Source organism: Streptomyces sp. H27-D2 (assembly GCF_035828615.1).
Classification (GTDB): Bacteria; Actinomycetota; Actinomycetes; order Streptomycetales; family Streptomycetaceae; genus Streptomyces.
In genome coordinates this window covers 13950-30299 of the sequence record NZ_JAYMZR010000089.1, presented here as the reverse complement: position 1 = coordinate 30299, position 16350 = coordinate 13950, and the positions used below count along the sequence as shown (strand labels likewise).

19 protein-coding genes are annotated in these 16350 nt (G+C 70.4%); 10 read left to right on the top strand and 9 right to left on the bottom strand.

Features of this window, described 5'->3' with window-relative positions:
* The 6 genes from QMK28_RS27080 to QMK28_RS27055 form a co-directional block, all read left to right on the top strand.
* Nucleotides 1-398, top strand: a 398-nt coding sequence (locus QMK28_RS27080; protein WP_326442217.1) for a hypothetical protein, incomplete at its 5' end; no start/stop codon positions are given.
* Between the two features lie 9 nt (nt 399-407).
* A complete protein-coding gene (locus tag QMK28_RS27075) occupies nt 408-707 on the top strand; it encodes a hypothetical protein (RefSeq protein WP_326442216.1) in 300 nt (99 codons plus the stop codon).
* Between the two features lie 3 nt (nt 708-710).
* Nucleotides 711-1277 (top strand): hypothetical protein, encoded by a 567-nt coding sequence (locus QMK28_RS27070; protein WP_326442215.1) that lies wholly within the window; start codon nt 711-713, stop codon nt 1275-1277.
* A 429-nt stretch (nt 1278-1706) separates the two neighbouring features.
* Nucleotides 1707-2006 carry a hypothetical protein gene (locus QMK28_RS27065; protein ID WP_326442214.1) on the top strand — a complete coding sequence of 100 codons (300 nt, stop codon included), beginning with the start codon at nt 1707-1709 and terminating at the stop codon, nt 2004-2006.
* A gap of 174 nt (nt 2007-2180) precedes the next feature.
* On the top strand, nt 2181-2471 hold the full coding sequence (locus QMK28_RS27060) for a hypothetical protein (RefSeq protein WP_326442213.1): 291 nt from the start codon (nt 2181-2183) through the stop codon (nt 2469-2471).
* Between the two features lie 20 nt (nt 2472-2491).
* Nucleotides 2492-3058: a Chromate resistance protein ChrB gene (locus QMK28_RS27055; RefSeq protein WP_326442212.1), complete on the top strand. Its 567-nt coding sequence runs from the start codon at nt 2492-2494 to the stop codon at nt 3056-3058.
* Nucleotides 3059-3238: 180 nt separating this feature from the next.
* Here QMK28_RS27055 and QMK28_RS34405 read toward each other — a convergent pair whose 3' ends face one another.
* The 6 genes from QMK28_RS34405 to QMK28_RS27025 form a co-directional block, all read right to left on the bottom strand.
* Complete coding sequence (locus QMK28_RS34405) at nt 3239-3508, bottom strand: IS3 family transposase (protein WP_443050837.1); 270 nt, start codon at nt 3506-3508, stop codon at nt 3239-3241.
* Nucleotides 3509-3940: 432 nt separating this feature from the next.
* Entirely contained in the window at nt 3941-5374 is a 1434-nt protein-coding gene (locus QMK28_RS27045; protein WP_326442211.1) for an MATE family efflux transporter, read from the bottom strand.
* A gap of 4 nt (nt 5375-5378) precedes the next feature.
* A complete protein-coding gene (locus QMK28_RS27040; protein ID WP_326442210.1) occupies nt 5379-6407 on the bottom strand; it encodes a cysteine synthase family protein in 1029 nt (342 codons plus the stop codon).
* A 49-nt stretch (nt 6408-6456) separates the two neighbouring features.
* Nucleotides 6457-7827: a Y4yA family PLP-dependent enzyme gene (locus tag QMK28_RS27035; RefSeq protein ID WP_326442209.1), complete on the bottom strand. Its 1371-nt coding sequence runs from the start codon at nt 7825-7827 to the stop codon at nt 6457-6459.
* Nucleotides 7818-8843, bottom strand: coding sequence for an ornithine cyclodeaminase family protein (locus QMK28_RS27030; RefSeq protein ID WP_326442208.1), 1026 nt, complete (start codon nt 8841-8843; stop codon nt 7818-7820). The genes QMK28_RS27035 and QMK28_RS27030 overlap by 10 nt, the downstream gene beginning before the upstream one ends.
* A gap of 34 nt (nt 8844-8877) precedes the next feature.
* Complete coding sequence (locus QMK28_RS27025) at nt 8878-9873, bottom strand: TauD/TfdA family dioxygenase (RefSeq protein WP_326442207.1); 996 nt, start codon at nt 9871-9873, stop codon at nt 8878-8880.
* Nucleotides 9874-10255: 382 nt separating this feature from the next.
* On the opposite strand from QMK28_RS27025, the gene QMK28_RS27020 reads away from it, so the two are divergent.
* The 4 genes from QMK28_RS27020 to QMK28_RS27005 are packed head-to-tail and all read left to right on the top strand — an operon-like array spanning nt 10256 to nt 15126.
* Entirely contained in the window at nt 10256-11812 is a 1557-nt protein-coding gene (locus QMK28_RS27020; protein ID WP_326442206.1) for an ABC transporter substrate-binding protein, read from the top strand.
* A 43-nt stretch (nt 11813-11855) separates the two neighbouring features.
* A complete protein-coding gene (locus tag QMK28_RS27015; protein WP_443050836.1) occupies nt 11856-12776 on the top strand; it encodes an ABC transporter permease in 921 nt (306 codons plus the stop codon).
* A complete protein-coding gene (locus QMK28_RS27010) occupies nt 12773-13615 on the top strand; it encodes an ABC transporter permease (RefSeq protein WP_326442205.1) in 843 nt (280 codons plus the stop codon). The genes QMK28_RS27015 and QMK28_RS27010 overlap by 4 nt, the downstream gene beginning before the upstream one ends.
* On the top strand, nt 13612-15126 hold the full coding sequence (locus tag QMK28_RS27005) for an ABC transporter ATP-binding protein (protein ID WP_326442204.1): 1515 nt from the start codon (nt 13612-13614) through the stop codon (nt 15124-15126). The genes QMK28_RS27010 and QMK28_RS27005 overlap by 4 nt, the downstream gene beginning before the upstream one ends.
* Before the next feature lie 81 nt (nt 15127-15207).
* Here the strand turns inward: QMK28_RS27005 and QMK28_RS27000 are convergent, their stop codons facing one another.
* The 3 genes from QMK28_RS27000 to QMK28_RS26990 all read right to left on the bottom strand — a co-directional run bounded on the left by QMK28_RS27000 (nt 15208) and on the right by QMK28_RS26990 (nt 16301).
* Nucleotides 15208-15468 carry a hypothetical protein gene (locus tag QMK28_RS27000; RefSeq protein WP_326442203.1) on the bottom strand — a complete coding sequence of 87 codons (261 nt, stop codon included), beginning with the start codon at nt 15466-15468 and terminating at the stop codon, nt 15208-15210.
* A 222-nt stretch (nt 15469-15690) separates the two neighbouring features.
* Nucleotides 15691-16077, bottom strand: coding sequence for a hypothetical protein (locus QMK28_RS26995; protein WP_326442202.1), 387 nt, complete (start codon nt 16075-16077; stop codon nt 15691-15693).
* Complete coding sequence (locus QMK28_RS26990; RefSeq protein ID WP_326442201.1) at nt 16077-16301, bottom strand: hypothetical protein; 225 nt, start codon at nt 16299-16301, stop codon at nt 16077-16079. Before QMK28_RS26990 ends, QMK28_RS26995 begins: the two co-directional genes overlap by 1 nt.
* Between the last annotated feature and the right edge of the window lie 49 nt (nt 16302-16350).

Sequence of the window (16350 nt, the reverse complement as noted above, 5' to 3'; positions counted from 1 at the left end):
GTGCGGGTGAAGGAGATCCGGTCGGGATCACGGCCCGCCCGGTGGGCGGCCTGGTGCATGAGGTCGCGCAGGGCGTGGTGCACGAGGAGGAAGGCGAAGATCTCCTGCTGGGCACCCCGGGGATGCTGGGAGCGCAGGACCAGGCGAGGTCCACCGAGGTGGGTCAGCTGCAGATCTTCCGGGGCGGGCACTGGAAGAACCAGGGAGGTGGCGTCACCAGCCACAACAAGGGCAGCGGCAGCGGCGGCCGGGTGATGATCCACGTGAACGATTCGTCGACCAAGCGGATCGGCAACAGGAGGTACCGGACCCAGGGCAAGCACTTCGGCCAGCACGGGAACGTCTGGCAGCTTCCCACGTACTACTCTCCAACCCGGATGCTCTGGCGAAGGGGATAGATGAGAGACATGACGGATGGTGCACTCGAACTCCTGGGCATCGCCGGGGAGATCGCGCGCACCCGCGGCGCACAGGACTGCTCGACGAAAGACCTGGCGCTCGCCGCAGTGGTCTACCGCCGGGTGCTGCTCGCGCGGGAGATCGACATCGACGTGGTCGAGCCGGACAACAGGTCCCCGGAGATGCTGCCGATGTCCCCGCAATTGCAGCAGAGCGTGGCGGGGCAGCGGCCGGACAGTCTGGACGTGGACGAACTGGTCGCTCTCGCGGCGGAGCACAACCCCGATCTGGCCGACTACCTCAGGTGACAGGTGAACAACCGCACCACGATCCTCGCCCTCGCGACGGGCATCGCACTGGGCCTCGCCGGCTGCGCCGGCGAGGCCCAGTTGCCCGATCAACTGGAGAAAACCGGCTGGAAGCCTGAATCGACCCTCGCCGGCGCGGAAAGCGAGACCGGCGACATCGCCCCGCGGGCCTGCCGCAGGCTCTTGACCGTGCTGAACCGGCAGGACGACAGTGATGACCTCTCCGGATATCGCCACGCCCGGCGCGAGTCCTATCTGCTCATCAGAGAATGGCGGCAGGAACGGCCCAGCCCGGACCGGCGCAGCCTCCGGGCAGTGGCCCGCGCCTGTCCGCGTATGACCATGTCGTACGGCCCGACACGGCTGGACTACAGCATCAAGATCACCAAGGGGGAGGCCGCGGACACACGAGTCCGGCTCACCGCACGCGAGGAAACGGGCGAGAAAGTTACCAGCATGGTCGTAGCCGACCTGGTCAACGGCTCACGGCACAGGCTCATCCGCGCGATGAACGAAGCCGCCCTCGGACGGACCGAACACGACGCCATCGACCTCATAGCCCGCAACTGACCGTGCGGGAGGTCCCGTTGCGGTGGTGCCGCCGTTTCGCGGTCTCGATGCACCGCCCGACCTCGCCGCCGTCCATCCGTGCCTGGCAGGCCGCCTGTCGCGGCGGGGGAGCGCTGCCCGCCCCAAGCGTCGTGCCGTCCGGCAGGCGCGCACGCGGCAGCGTGGAGCCGGTTGGACGAGAAGTTGACGGTGATCATCGTCTGAGCGTTCGGGGTGCTCATCGCTCCGACCGCGTTCGGCCAAGGACTCCTGGACGTCTTGGCCCAGCTCGGCGCACGGCATCTCGCGATCTGCCCGCTGAGCGCCGATCCCCGGCGAAGGGCACCGTCACCGGTAGGGGAGATCGACTCCCTGCGGGACCGTCGGGGTCGGCACATCGACCGGCTCCGCGATCGACCGGACGCGCACCGAAGCTGAGAGAAAGAAGCCATGAGCGCACAGACCGGGCATCCCAGCGACGCCGGGCCGCCGCCGTTGCCGCGCACACAGAACGCCGTGGCCGCAGCACTGCCCCCGGCGGGCCGGATGGAGTTCTACCGACAGATGGGCCAGGCCAACGAGACCGAGCTCCTGGGCGTGCTGCGCCGCTGGTGGCTGCGGGCCCGCTTGTACGCCGACCCGCTGCCGGAGGAATCTCGTACGGCCGTCGAGGCCGGACGCGCACCGGGGCGTTCGGCCACGACGCTGGTCCGCGAGGCCGTCGCCGCCCGTGAGGCGCGGGGGCGTTGAGCGACGAACACCTCGGGCCGGACGGCGAAGAGGAGAGCGAGGACCGGATCCAGCTGTAGCCGGCCGTCTCCCCGCTGCTCGCCCCCGACGTATCGGCCCGGTTCCTCCGCACCCGCGTCCTGCTGCGATCGTGACCGTCACGAAATTTCGACCAGACCCCATACGAGCGGGCCGTTGCTCTTCCCCCTCTTCGCCGCGCTCGCCGCCCGACCGTTCGCCCAGCGCCTGGAGCCGCGCCTGGCCACCTGGCTGCTGACCGTCTCCGCGGTGGCTCTGGCCGCGGCCAGCACCGCAGCCCTCGCGCTGCTGGCCCTGACCGGGCTGGTCCGCATCCCGCAGGTCGCGGCACTGGGTCAGTTCTCGCTGCGGATTGTGCAGGAGGATCGCGGGAATCGGCCCCTTCCCTCCCCCGCTCATCCCCCACCCGATTGCGAGGCCATAGGTCCGGCACATTTCTCGATGTAACGCCTGCTACATTCTCCATCGTGACTGATGAAGAACGCCGGGTGCGCTGGCTCATACTCGTGATCAAACTGGCCGCCGAGCCGTCGAAACACCGCGTCGCCGTCTGGCGGGAGCTGCGCAAGATCGGCGCGCTCTCCCTGGGCCAGGGCCTGTGGGCCGTACCGGATGTGCCGGTCTTCGCCGACGGCGTGCGGCGCGCCATCGAACTGACCGAACGTGCCCAGGGCGAAGCCGTGGCACTGGAGGCAGCCGGGCGCGAGCCGGCCGACGCTGCCCGCTTCGCGGCGATGTTCACCGCCGCGCGGCAGGCGGACTGGGCGGAGTTCCTGGCCGACTGCGGCAAGTACGAGGCGGAGCTGGCCAAGGAGATCCGCAACGCCAAGTTCACGCTGGCGGAACTGGAGGAAGAGGAGCAGAGCCTGGAGCGGCTGCGGCGCTGGCACCGGGACCTGACGGCGCGGGATGTGTTCGGCGCGCCGGACGCGGCCGAGGCGGGCGAGCGGCTCAAGCAGTGCGCGGCAGCGTGCGAGGACTATGCAGAGCAGGTCTTCCGTGCCCTGCACGAGACCCCGGAGGAGGACCGATGACCGCGACCGCGCAGGTCGCGCCGGGGCGGCAGATGTGGCCGCTGTACGCGGCCGCCTTCACCACCGCCTTCGGCGCCCACGGCATCGCGGCCAACCTCGGCGGCTTCTCCGAGGACGCGGTGACCTCGCTCATGATGCTGGGCGCGCTGCTCGCCCTCTACGACGGGGCTGAGGTGCTCCTCAAGCCGGTCTTCGGCACCCTCGCGGACCGCATCGGCGCCCGCCCAGTGCTCCTCGGCGGGCTGGTCGCCTTCGCGTTGGCGTCGGCTCCGCGGCCGCGTCCGGGACCGTGGTGGTCCGCCAGGGTTTCGGCTGGCAGGACACCAGGCCCAGCTCCCGCATCAGAGCCCGCACCAACTCCAAGCCGGCCTGGACGCCGAGACGGCGGAGCGAGGCATGCACGCGACGGTAGCCGTAGGTCTCGTCCGAATCCGTGAAGGCATGACGGATTACCGCTTTGAGTCCTTCCCGGCGCTCGGCCGTGGCTGATGTTTCCCGGGATCGCCAGTCGTAAAATCCAGCACCATCTTGACCGCCTCGTCCTTGAATTCAGGACTGAACTTCTTGCGCTGCTTTGCCACGTACTCTCTCCGTCGCTTCGGACATTCATCCTATTGGGACGACTGTCCGGAAACTTCGGGGCGCCTCAGAGTGACCTCTGTGCGTCGTGGCCCGCGTTGAGGGTGCCGATCGTGTGCTCGGCCCATGGCAGGTGGCGTCTCGTGTCATCTCCGTGGTGGGTGCTCACTCCTGTGGCTTTCGGCTCAGGGCATGCGCGGGCTGGGTGATGGCCTGTATCCGCTGATGGTGTACGGAATGGCTGTGGCCCGGCAGCAGGTAGTTTGCCTGGTGCCGGGCGGCGTGTGTGTACGGGGTGGGGTGTCAGACGGTGGCGGGCAGGGCCGTGGCGGCTTCTCGTTGGTTGAGGGAGCGGGTGTAGCGGCGCAGGAGGAGGATCGCGGTGGTGGCAAGGCCGGTGAGGAGGCCGAGCCAGATGCCGAGGGTGTCGAGGCCGGCGGCGTAGGCCAGGAGCCAGGAGGCGGGCAGGCCGACGGCCCAGTAGCCGATGAGGGTGATGCGGAAGCCGCTCTTGGTGTCGTCGAGGCCGCGCAGGAGACCGACGCCGATGTTCTGGGCGCAGTCGAAGAACTGCAGGAACGCGGTGACGATGAGCAGGTGGGTGGCGATGGTCAGGGCCTGGCTGGTGCCTGAGTCGAGGAAGGGGGCCAGGACCAGCCCGGGGATCGTGACGTAGAGGACACCCACTACGGCCATGACCGCGGCCGCGCAGGCGAGCGCGGTGTTCTTGATGCGTCGGGCGTCGTCGTGGTTGCCGAGGGCGAGTTCGCGGCTGACGTTGATGGACGCGGCGTGGGAGAGGCCGACGGCGACCTGGAAGACGATGTAGACGAGCTGGTTGACCGCGGTGTGCGCGGCGAGCGCGTCAGGGCCGAAGGAGCCGGCCATGAGGGCGGTGAGGGAGAAGAACCCGGCTTCGGAGCCGTAGGTCGCCGCGATCGGGATACCGAGGCCGATCAGGCGCTTGACCACGACGGGGTCGGCCTTGGCGATGTTCAGGGAGAACAGCGGAGCGAGCTCCTTGTCCTTCTTCGCGGAGAGGTAGAGCGCGAGGAAGGTCAGGAGGTAGACGCTGGAGGTGGCGATACCGACGCCGGTCAGGCCGAGGTGGGGCAGGCCGAAGGTGCCGTGGATGAGGATCCAGCTCAGGCCCGCATTGACGGCGATCGAGGCGATGGTGATCTGCAGGAGGGCCTGGGGGCGGCGCATGCCGACGGTGAACTGCCGGATGGCCTGGAACCAGAGGCAGGGCAGCAGTCCGGGGGCGAGGGCATAGAGCACGGTCTGGGCGAGATCGACGACGGCCGCGTCCTGGCCGAGCCAGGACAGGGCCTGGCCTATGAGGATCATGAGGACGGCGCCGGCGATGCCAGCGAGCGTGGTCACGGCCATGCTCGCCCGGACGATCGCCAGGACTTCCTCGTGTGCCGAGGACTCTTCTCCGACGATGTCCGTGCCGGTGGCGTCCTGGTCCTTGTCCTTGCCGGTCTGCTGCTCGGCGCGGGCCGCGGCGGCGGCTATCTGGTTGCCGACGGAGGTGACCAGGCCGACGCCCATGGTGCGGAGCTGGTTGAAGATGACGATGGCCAGGCCGCCGGCGGCGAGCTCGGTGGTACCGAGGAAGCCCATCATGATCGTGTCGGTGGTCGTGAGGGCGACCTGGGCGAGCTGGGTCAGGATCAGGGGGACGGCCAGCGTGGCGAGGGCGCGGCTGTCGCGGAGAAGGGTGGTCATCATGGGGTTATCGGTTCCTGCGGAGTTTGGTGAGGAGTTCGTCTACTTCCCGCTCGGTGTCGGGGCTCAGCAGGTCGCGTTCGCGCATCCATTCGTCGTTGAAGACGGTGTCCATGTACTTCTCGCCACCGTCGTTGATGAGGGCGACCATAGTGCTGCCCGGCGGGAGCGAGCTGAGGCGGGTCAGTGCTTCGTAGACGACGCCGCCGGCGGAGCCGCCGATGAGCAGGCCGGTGCGGGCCACGGCGCGGCAGGTGGCGAAGGCCTCGATGTCCCCGACCTTGACGCCTTCGTCGAGCAGGTCGAAGTCGACCAGGGCGCCGAGCTCGGCGCCCTGGGGAGTGCCGGTGCCGGACTGGTAGTAGTCGTGGGCGGGGCCGCCGAAGGCTATGGAGCCCTTGGGCTCGACGCCGACGACGCTGAACCCGCCGATGAGCTTGCCGAGCTCGCGGGCGGTGCCGAACAGGGCGCCGCCGGTGCCGACCGCGGCGATGAGTACGTCGATGTTCCCGTCGAGGGCTTCGACGAGCTCGTGCGCGACGGGGAAGTAGCCGACGCCGTTGGCGGGGTTGTTGTGCTGCTCGGTGAAGATGGTGTTGCCCTGGCCCCGGGCCATCTCCTCGGCGAGTTCCTCGCGAGCCGCGGTGGCGAGCTCCTCGGTGCCGTCGTCGACGACGTAGACGAGTTCGGTGCCCAGGGCCTTCATGCCGCGCAGCTTGTCGACGCAGGCGTGGTTGTCGACGACGGCGGTGAAGGTGTAGCCGCGCTCGGCGGCTATGACGGAGAGGCCGAGGCCCGTGTTGCCCGAGGTGGACTCGATGATCCGGCCGCCGGGGCGCAGCTCGCCGGCTTCCTCGGCGGCGGTGACCATCGCCCGGGCCATGCGGATCTTGGCGGTGCCGGTCGGGTTGAACATCTCCAGCTTGAGAAGCAGCCGGCTGCCGGTCTTGGAGGTGGCCAGCTCCAGCAGGGGGGTGTAGCCGATGAGGTCGGATACGCGGGAGACCACGGCGGGCCGCTGCAGGGCTCCGGACATCGATAGCTCCAGGAAGTCGTGTGGACGGCGTGGGGGTGCGGCTGCGCGTTCAGGTGAAGTGGCGGTCCAGGCGCCAGCGCGGCCGGTCGCCCTCGGTGCGGTCGATGACGACCTTGGGCGGGATGGCCAGGTCGTGGAACGGGGACTCGTTGGAGTCCATCTGGTACCCGGCCGTGTTGGGGTACACGAGGAGGTCGCCCACACGGGGACGGCGGGGGAAGCCGACCTTGCGCCAGGTGAGCATGTCGGATTCCAGGCAGGTGGCCGCTCCCACGCTGGCCGGGTACAGGCCCGACGGGGTGTCGGGGTCGCGGGAGATGAGGTGGGGGTCGGGCAGGTACTCGCTGTTGAACCACTGCTCGGACAGGCTCAGGCTGGTGCCGTCCACGGTGATCAGTTGGTAGCCGTCGCGGTCCTTGACGCCCTGGACGGTGAAGACGCTTGCGCCGGCCTGGTCCAGCAGGGCCCGGCCCGGTTCCAGGAGCACGGTGACCCCGGCGTCCTTGAGGATGTCGGCGAGGGCCTGGTCGCGGCCGTCGGGCTGGGCGGCGAGGAGTGCCGCCAGGGCCTGGGCGCCGGGCCTGGGGCAGTGGTAGGGGTAGAAGTCGGAGGTCTGGAAGGCCTTGCCCGCGTGGTAGTGGCGCTTGTCGTGCCCTTCCAGGAAGGCGTGCCAGCTGTCACCGTCGGTGTAGCTGATCGGCAGGCCGCCGCCGATGCTGATCCGGCCGGCCTCAAGTCCCTGGACGCGGGCCTTGAGGCACAGGTCCGCCAGGTGGGCGGCGAGATCGGCGCGGGGCTGGATTGCGTAGCCGGACAGGTGGAAGCTGAAGCCCTCCATGCGTACGGCGTCGCCGGCCTGGACGCAGCGGTCCAGAGCGGTGGCGAGTTCGGCGTCGTTCATGCCGAAGCGGCTGTGCGGCTGCGCGGGCGGCAGGGCGCGCAGCAGGATCCGGGCCGGACGGACCGGGCCGCACAGAACACCGGTGATGAGGGTGTCGAGCTCGTCGAGGGCGTCGACCGCGATGAGCGCGCCGTGCTGGACAGCGAGACGCAGCAGGGCTGGGTCCTTGGCGGGGCCGGTGAGCACGAGGTGCTCGCCCCGGACACCGTGGCCGAGGGCCTCGCGCAGCTCGGCCGCGGAGGCTACGTCCACGCCCGCTCCGGCAGCGGCCGCCCGCTCGACGAACACGGCCGCCTTGTTCGCCTTCTTCGCGAAGTACACGAAGCCGTCCACGCCGGCCTCGGCCAGCGACTGCCGCATCGCCTTGAGGTTGGCGTCGAAGGCGTCGGGGAGCAGGAAGTGGAACGGGCCGCCGAACGCGTAGGCCAGCTCGGGCAGCAGACCGGACTCCAGCACCCGGTCGGCGGCCGGATCGGCGTGGACCGGCAGCGTGGGCCAGCCGGTGGTGGTCACTGCCACAGCGGCACCTCGGTGCCCAGGTTCTGCGCGAGGGCCAGCTGCGCGAAGCGGTGCCCGAGGGCGATGTCGGTGACGACCAGGCCGCTGTTGTAGGCGAAGATTCGTTCCTTCGCGTTGTGCCGTCCGGCCGTCAGACCGGCGATGACGGGCGGGAACTCGCTGTCGACGGCGGGCAGCTTGCCCTCCGCGTCGGCCATGTCGGTGCCGGTGACGTTCATCTGCGCCTCGCTGGTGGCGATGACGCGGTCGGCGCGGTGCAGGGTGGAGGGGGCAAGTCCGTGGCCGACGAGGATCGCCAGCGCACCGGGCTTGAGCCAGGTCGACTCGACGGCGGCCGGGGTGTGCGCGCCGGCGGTGGCGACGATGACGTCCGCGTCCGCGGCGGCGGCCCGCAGGTCGGTGACGATCTCCACGTCCCGGTCGGGGCAGTGCGCGCGCAGTTGCTCGCGGACGGCGGCGATGCCGTCGGAGTGGGTGCCGAAGACCATCAGCCGGTCCAGGTCCGGCAGCGTCGTGAGGAGGAACGGCAGGGCGAGCCGGCCCTGGGTCCCCGTCCCGATCACCAGCGCGGTGCGGGCGACGGGGGGCGTGCACTCGCGGGCGAGCAGGGCGGAGACGGCCGGGGTGCGCAGCGAGCCGATGCGCGAGCAGTCCATCATCGCGACCGGCAGGCCGGTGACGTCGTCGTAGAGGGTGAGCGAGGTGTAGTAGTGCTGTTCGTCGCGGCCCTTGTCGAGGCCGTGCTTGTAGCTGGTCTTGATGGCGACGACGTTGCGGGTGCCGTCGCGGCCGAGCATGGCGTAGGAGACCGAGTGTCCGTCCTGCGGCTTGACGGTCAGTTTCCGGGGGTTGTCGGACTGGCCGGCGTGCAGGGTGCGGTACGCGCCCTCCACGGTTTCCACCACGTCGGCCAGGGAGATGTCGATCCCGGCGAGGTCGGAGGTGGAAAGGATCCGCAGGTGCTTGTCGTCGCCGGATATCGGGGTGCCGATGGGGGCGGCCGTGGTGTCGGGCATGAGTGGTGATTCCTCCGTTGCGGGTGGCGGGTGTTCAGCTCGCGTGCGCTTCGAGGGCGGCCTGACCGTAACCGTGCTCGCCGGCTTCGGCCAGGGGGCGTGTACGGCGCCCGGGGACACGGACCGAGGCGCGCTTGAGCCAGCGGTCGGTGCCGTCGTAGCGGGCCTGGAAGGGAACGCGGCCGTGGACGACGAGGTCGTTGTCGACCACCAGGATCTCGCCGGGGCTCAGGGACACGGCGACCGAGACCCGGGAGAGCTCGTCGGAAAGCCGGTCGTAGGCGGCCCGGTAGTTGTCGTCGGCGTCGTCGAGGGGGGTGTAGGCGGGGTCGAAGCGCAAGGTGGTGCCCTCGTCGGTGGCGAACAGGGCGGGGACCGGCGGCGGGGCCTGGTCCGCAAAGCCCTGGGCCGCTTCGTAGGCGTCGTCCGGCAGGATCGGCAGGACCGGCTGGGACAGGAGGTCCACGTCCGCGTCGGCGAGACGGGTCTTGCGGATGCTGGCGGCGGTGGTGGCGATGTTGTCGTGGTTGCGCATGCAGCCGAGCATCAACAGGTGGGCGCGGCCGGGGTGGAAGGCGTCCTCGGTGTGCGGGCTGAGGAGCACGGTGCTGGAGGCGCCGGTCTGCTCGGTCTCGTGGCCGGGGGAGGGCACGATGTTGTGTACGAAGCGGCCGTCCTGCTGGCCGTCCCAGGCGATGGGGTTGCCCATCACGGTGGCCAGGAGCAGGAGGGCGATGTCGTATACGGCGCCGCTGTCTCCGGCGGTGGCCCAGCTGGACGGGGTGGGGCCGACGGCGTCGTCGTCCAGGGGAAGACCGCGCAGGACGAACAGACCGTCCGCGGTGTCGACGGGCCGGCAGTACTCGCGCAGGGTGTCGCTGAGTTCGCCGGCTCGCTCGGCGACTCGTTCCAGCAGCGCGGGCGAGGTCGCTGATGTGCCGAACTCCGCGAGGATCTTCTCCGCGGCCTGGCGGAGTTCGTCCACGCTGTGGGCGTCGAGCTGACGGACGGGTGCGACTGCCGTGTTCATGGCAAGATTCCGTTTCCGTGGGGTGGCAGGGGGGAATCGGCTGGCTATGCCGGTTCATCAGGCGCGGCTGGCAGGCCGGGAACAAGACGGGGCAGGACTGGGTGGCCGCGCACTGAGGGCGGCGTCGAGCTGCATCCACCGGCGAACGACCCGAACGCTAGCACTAAACTTAGGTAAGGCAAACCTTACCGAATGGTCACATGGGGAACTGATGGACCGTCAGTTAATGTGCTCCTGAACGTAATTCAAAACCGGCCAACGCGGGCTTCGGAAACCGGACATCCGTTCCATCCCGCCCACGCTCCTTGCGGGAATGGTCGTCATTAGGGTAGGCAAACCTAAGCACTCTCCCATTTGCTCTGAACGTGGATCGAGGACGTACGTGAACTTCAATAGGCGCCAGGTGCTGTGGGCCGGCGGAGCGATGAGCGCGGCCGCGCTGTTGGCGGCATGCTCGGGCGGCGGTTCCGACACCTCGTCCAAGCCCGCGGCCTCCGACGGCGGCAAGCCCACGCAGGGCGGCACGCTCCGCATCGGCGCTCTCGGCCGGGCCGGGGCCATCACCCGGGACCCGCACGGCACCCAGAGCAACGAGAGTGACTACCTCGTCCTCGCCCTCGTCTACGACACCCTGACCATGCCCGGCGCCAAGCCGAACACCGTCCCGCGCCTGGCGGCTTCGTGGGAGCCGTCGGCGGACCTGAAGACCTGGAAGTTCAAGATCGCCAAGGGCGCGGCCTTCCACGACGGCAGCCCGGTCACCGCCGAGGACGTCGTGTGGTCGCTGCGCCGCCTGCGCAACACCCCCTCGGGCGCCGCCCGCCTGCCCGGCATCAAGCCGGAGCGCATCACAGCCGAAGGAACCGACACGGTCGTCCTGGTGTCCGACTACGCCAACGCCGAACTCCCGCTCCTGACCCGCCTGACGACCTTCGTCCTGAAGAAGGACACCGCCGACAAGGACCTGGAGAAGGCCCCGGGCACCGGCCCCTTCAAGCTCGACTGGTACCGCGGTGGCAACGCCCGCCTGGTCAAGAATGACAAGTGGTACGGCGGCACCGTCAACCTCGACGCCATCGAGGTCACCATGTTCGAGACCCCGCAGGCCATGGCCAACGCCCTGCTGAGCGGTCAGATCGACGTCGCCTCCAACGTCGGCGCCGTCGCCGCCCGCACCGCCAAGACGCGCAAGGACATCCAGGTCCTGCGCCGCCCCAACGACATGGCGATGCCGATCATCATGCGCACCGCGGCCGGCAGCCCCTTCGCCGACGTCCGGGTCCGCGAGGCCATGCGCCTGGTCGTCGACCGCGATGCCATGGTCAAGCAGGTCCTGTCCGGCTACGGCACCGTCGCCAACGACATCATGGGCACCGGTGACCCCAACCTCGCCAAGGACATCCCGCAGCGCAAGCGGGACCTGGAGAAGGCCAAGAAGCTGCTGGCCGAGGCGAACTTCGATCTCACCAAGACCTACGACCTCGTCACCACCGAGGACATCGCCGGTCTCGCCGAGTCGGCGACGCTCTTCGCGAACCAGGCCCGCGAGGTCGGCATCAAGATCAACATGGTCAAGCAGGAGTCGGGCGCATTCTGGGACAAGACCTGGAAGGCCGGTGACTTCTACACCACCTACTGGGGCACCAACGACTCGGTGGTGTTCTTCGCCTCCAAGACCATGGTCAGCGATGCCGGACAGAACGAGGCCGGCTGGGCCGACGCGGACTTCGACGCCTCCTACCGCAAGGTCATCGGCACCGCGGACCCGCAGCAGCGCGCCGCGGCGCTGAAGGAGCTCCAGCAGATCGAGTTCGACAAGTCCGGCTACCTCCTGTGGGGCATGGCCGACGGCATCGACCTGGCGGCCGCGAAGGTGAAGAACCTGCCCAAGCTCGCCGGCTACGGCCGGGTCCAGCTCGAGAACGTGTGGCTGGGTTGAGCCACAAGGCCGAAAGCGCGGCGGCCTGGCCGCAGCGGCCCGTGTGCTCGGCACTCTCGGGCGCCGCGTTCTGATGCTGGCCGCCCTGCTGGCCCTGGTCTTTGCGGCAGTGGAACTGCTGCCGGGGGACGCGGCGAGCGCCAGCTCCGAACGCGGGGACAGCGCGGCCGACGTCCAGGCGCGGCGTCACCTGCTGGGTCTGGACCGGCCCGTGTGGGAACGCTTCTGGGACTGGATGACGGCCCTGCCCACCGGCGACCTCGGCACCTCCGCGCGGGGCCAGAAGGTCACCGACCTGCTCGCCGGCCCATTCCCCAATACCCTGATGCTGGGCGCAACTGCCTTCGTCCTCACCGTGATCGCCTCCCTGGCTCTGGGCTGCTGGGCGGCCTCCCGCCCCGGCGGCCTCGCCGACCGCGTCATCGGCCACACCTCGACCGCCGCGTTCGCCGTCCCCGAGTTCGTCGTCGCGGTCGGCCTGCTCCTGGTGCTGTCGCTGTGGACCGGCTGGCTGCCGGCCGTCACCCTGACCGGCGCGGACGGCTCACCCGCCGACTGGACCATGCTGATCATGCCGGTACTGGCCCTCGTCATCCCGCAGACCGGCTGGAACACCCGGATCGTGCGCGGGGCCCTGGCCGATCAAGCCCGCACCCCACACGTGGAAGCCGCCCACCTCGACGGGCTTCCCGTCCACCGAGTCGTCCTGCGCCACGCCCTGCCCGGTGCCGTACCCGCGATCGCCACCGGCATCGCCACCTCCACCGGCATGCTCCTCGGCGGTGCCGTGGTCGTGGAGACCCTCTTCAACTACCCCGGCATCGGAAGCGTCCTGGCTGCTGCCGTCGCCGCCCGCGACACTCCGCTCATCGCGGGAGTCGTCGTCTGCGCCGGCGCCGCCATCAGCCTCGTCCTGCTCGCCGCCGACCTCGTACGCGCCCGCACCCTGGGAGACCGCCCATGACCGCCGGCACCCTCGCAGACACACCGGCCCGGACCAGGACCCGCCGCCTCTGGCCCGCTCTCGTCCCCGCCATGATGCTGATCGCCCTCGCGGTGGCCGGGCCCCTGCTCGCCGCCCACCCCCTCGACGCCCCGGTGTTCGCCCCGTACGCCGCCGCCGGCGGCGGTCCGCTCGGCGGCGACCAGCTCGGCCGCGATGTCCTGTCCCGGCTTCTGCACGGCGGCACGATACTGATCGGCAGTGCCGCCTTCGTCTCCGTACTGGTGACCCTGGCTGGTGTGGTCGTCGGCTGCTTCGCCGTCCTGCACCCCGTCCTCGGCCGCGCCGTGGAACGTACTGCCGACGTCGCGATCCTGCTTCCGCCGGTCCTGGGCATCATGCTGATCGCCCTGGCCTGGCCGGGCGGCGGGCGCCGGGCCGTCATAGGCGCCGCCATCGTCCTCGGCACTCCCTACGCCGTACGCATCGTCGCCGCCGCCGCGGCCCCGCTGGCCGGGGCCGGATACGTGGAAGCGGCCCTCGCCCGGGGGGAGAGCCTGCGCTACATCGCGCTGCGGGAAATCCTGCCCAACCTGCGCTCCACGGTCGCCGCCCTGTTCGGCCTGCGGTTCGTCGAAGCCGTGTACGTCATCTCCATGGCCGCCTTCCTCCAGATCGGCCCCCAGCCCCCGGCCGCGGACTGGGCCCTGATGATCCGCGAGAACGCCCCCGGCATCCTCCTCAACCCCTGGGCCGTCCTCGCCCCCAGCCTGGCCATCGCCGCCCTCGCCATCAGCGTCAACCTCGCCTGCACCTCCCTCGCGCCCCGCTCCGTACGCAAGGCGGTCACCACCTCGTGAATACCCCCGCACAACCGGCCGCAGCTGCCGAGACCGGCGAGGCCACCGGTGCCCCCGCACAGCTGGCCGCCGCCACCGGGCTCGAAATCCGCATCCCCAGCGGGCCGGTTCTGCTGCGGCCCGCCACCCTGACAGTCGCGGCGGGCCGGATCACTGCCCTCACCGGCGCCTCGGGCTCCGGCAAGACCACCCTGCTGCGGGCCCTGACCGGCCACCTCCCCGACGGCGCCACCGTCACCGCCGGCACGCTCACCGTCCTCGGACACGACCCGACGGCCCTGGCCGCTGAGGAACTGCGCCTGCTGCGCCGCACCCGCGTCGCCTACGTCGGCCAGGACCCCGGCTCCGCCCTCAACCCCCGGATGAAGGTGCGCGACCTCGTCGCCGAGACGGCCCCCGGCCGCCTCGACCGCAAGGCCGTCCTGGAACTCCTGCGCGAAGTCCGGCTCCCCGTCGACGACGGCCTTCCCGACCGGCGACCCACCGCAGTGTCCGGCGGGCAGCAGCGCCGTGTCGCCCTCGCCCGCGCGCTGGCCCGCACCCCGGAGATCCTGCTGCTGGACGAACCCACCGCCGGGCTCGACACGGCGCTGCGCGACGAGATCGCCGACCTGCTGCGCCACCTCGCCTCCAGCCACGACCTGGCCATCGTGATGGCCTGCCACGACCCCGAACTCGTCGCCGCCTGCGCGGACGACACGGTGTCGTTGAGCGCACCGTCCATACCCCGCGCGCGCAGGCCCCGCGACACCGGGAACGAGGACGAGCGCAGGCCCGACCCGCAGTCGGCCCCGGCCGCAGGCATCGCCGCGCGCGCCGTCGATGTCGCCTTCCGCAGCCGCGCCGGTGTCCAGCAGGCCCTGGCCGGAGTCGACTTCACCGCGGAGCCCGGAAGCCGCACCGCGATCGTGGGCCCCTCGGGCTCAGGCAAGACCACCCTGCTGCGGGTCCTGGCCGGACTGCACCGGGCCGACTCCGCCACCCTCACCCTCGACGGCGGCCTGCTGGCCCCGCACGCGCGCAAGCGCCCCCGCGCCCACCAGCACCGCATCCAACTCGTGCCCCAGAACCCGCTCGACGCGCTGAACCCCTCACGCACGGTCGGGGCCCAGCTGGAACGCCCGCTGCGCCTGCACACCGACCTCACCGCAGCCGCCCGCAGCGCCCGGATCGCGGAACTGCTCGCACAGGTGGGTCTGCCGGCCGACTTCCAGGCCCGCTATCCGACGGAACTCTCCGGCGGCCAGCGCCAGCGCGTCTCCATCGCCCGCGCCTTGGCCACCGGGCCCGACGTCCTGCTGTGCGACGAGATCACCTCGGCGCTCGACCCCGAGACGGCAACGTCCGTGATGGACCTCCTGACCCGCTTGAACGCAGAGCAGCGGATGACGATCGTGCTTGTCTCCCACGAACTGCACCTGGTCGCCGCCTACACCGACACCGTCCACCTGCTCCACGACGGCCGTCTCACCGCCTACGGCCCCACCCACGAACTGCTGCCGACCGCGTGACCGCGGCGACACCGATAGCCAGCGGCTCCGGGCCCTTCTTCCTGGACCGGCGCCGGGGACGCCGTGCCGGTGCCCGGCGGCTCACCGCTTGCCCTCGACCGGCTGGACGACAGCACCGTGCGGCGCGGGCGCATGTCCGCTCCCGATGTCGATCGTGACGTGGCCGCCGCCGATCCCCCAGACCAGCAGCACGACCATGCCCGCGATCGTGACCTGCCGTTTCGAGCCCGGTGCCGACCGGTAGTGCTCACCCACCCGCGTGCCGCTCTTCTTGCCGTAGCTGCCGATCCAGGGCACCGGAAATCCCCCCTTGGTCCATGCGCGTCCGCGCAACAGCTTCATCCTGACAGCCCGCACTGACATCCCGTCAGGTTTCGGCGACCCGCAGTGATCACCGAAGGTCAGTCCGTGCGGGTACGGTCACCCTCCACCTGGCCCCGGTCGGCGTCACAGAACGCGGCGAGCAGTCCGCGCTCGCAGGTGAAGCTCGCGCGAGGGGACCGGCGGCGTGTTCATCGGACGGTCCCCTCCGTCGTCTGCACGTCTGCACGTCTGCCGACTGGTTCAGTGGGTGGCCCAGGAGCGGAGAGCGGCCGCGCCGGCGCGCAGGGCGAGGGTTCCTTCGCGGAAGCCGGTGACCAGGCGTGGCATGCCGCCGGCCGGGGGTTTGAGGGGCTCGCCGGACTCGCGCAGGTACCGGGTGGCGAGGGCGCTGCCGACCAGGCCGTTGTAGTCGGTGAGCGGCCGGGTGGTGACGAACATCTGCAGCAGGACGGCGGCACGGACCGGGGCCTCGACGTAGAAGGGCTCGCCCGCATGCAATTCAAAGGCGTGCCGGTACACGGCTGCGTGCAGAGCCCCCCAGTCGTCGATGCCGATCTCCCGGCCGGACTGCTCCTCGAACCGCTGGAGGGACTCCTCGATCCAGCGGGCGTCGACGCGCAGGAACATCAGCGCTGGCCCGCCTCGAAAGCGGTCTCGAACTCTCCGAGCAGTTCCGCCATGTCGTCGGACAGCCCGGCGACGAAGGCGTCCCGCGCCGGATCGACATCCTGCTCGACGAGACCGGACACATACGCCTGCACGGACATGCCCTGATGCGCGGCGCGGTCCTTGATCCGCCCGAGGACATCCTCGCCGACACGGACGTTGAGTTGCTTCTGGTCAGTCGCCATACACCCCATCCTAGCAATTGCTAGGCGCTGGAGGTTCTGGCCGAGAGCT

What these genes read in the sequence shown, in the direction of transcription:
- QMK28_RS27075 (WP_326442216.1), top strand. Translation starts at nt 408, where the DNA reads ATGACGGATGGTGCACTCGAACTCCTGGGCATCGCCGGGGAGATCGCG.
- QMK28_RS27065 (WP_326442214.1), top strand. Translation starts at nt 1,707, where the DNA reads ATGAGCGCACAGACCGGGCATCCCAGCGACGCCGGGCCGCCGCCGTTG.
- QMK28_RS27045 (WP_326442211.1), bottom strand. Translation starts at nt 5,374, where the DNA reads ATGATGACCACCCTTCTCCGCGACAGCCGCGCCCTCGCCACGCTGGCC.
- QMK28_RS27040 (WP_326442210.1), bottom strand. Translation starts at nt 6,407, where the DNA reads ATGTCCGGAGCCCTGCAGCGGCCCGCCGTGGTCTCCCGCGTATCCGAC.
- QMK28_RS27030 (WP_326442208.1), bottom strand. Translation starts at nt 8,843, where the DNA reads ATGCCCGACACCACGGCCGCCCCCATCGGCACCCCGATATCCGGCGAC.
- QMK28_RS27025 (WP_326442207.1), bottom strand. Translation starts at nt 9,873, where the DNA reads ATGAACACGGCAGTCGCACCCGTCCGTCAGCTCGACGCCCACAGCGTG.
- QMK28_RS27010 (WP_326442205.1), top strand. Translation starts at nt 12,773, where the DNA reads ATGACCGCCGGCACCCTCGCAGACACACCGGCCCGGACCAGGACCCGC.
- QMK28_RS27000 (WP_326442203.1), bottom strand. Translation starts at nt 15,468, where the DNA reads ATGAAGCTGTTGCGCGGACGCGCATGGACCAAGGGGGGATTTCCGGTG.
- QMK28_RS26995 (WP_326442202.1), bottom strand. Translation starts at nt 16,077, where the DNA reads ATGTTCCTGCGCGTCGACGCCCGCTGGATCGAGGAGTCCCTCCAGCGG.
- QMK28_RS26990 (WP_326442201.1), bottom strand. Translation starts at nt 16,301, where the DNA reads ATGGCGACTGACCAGAAGCAACTCAACGTCCGTGTCGGCGAGGATGTC.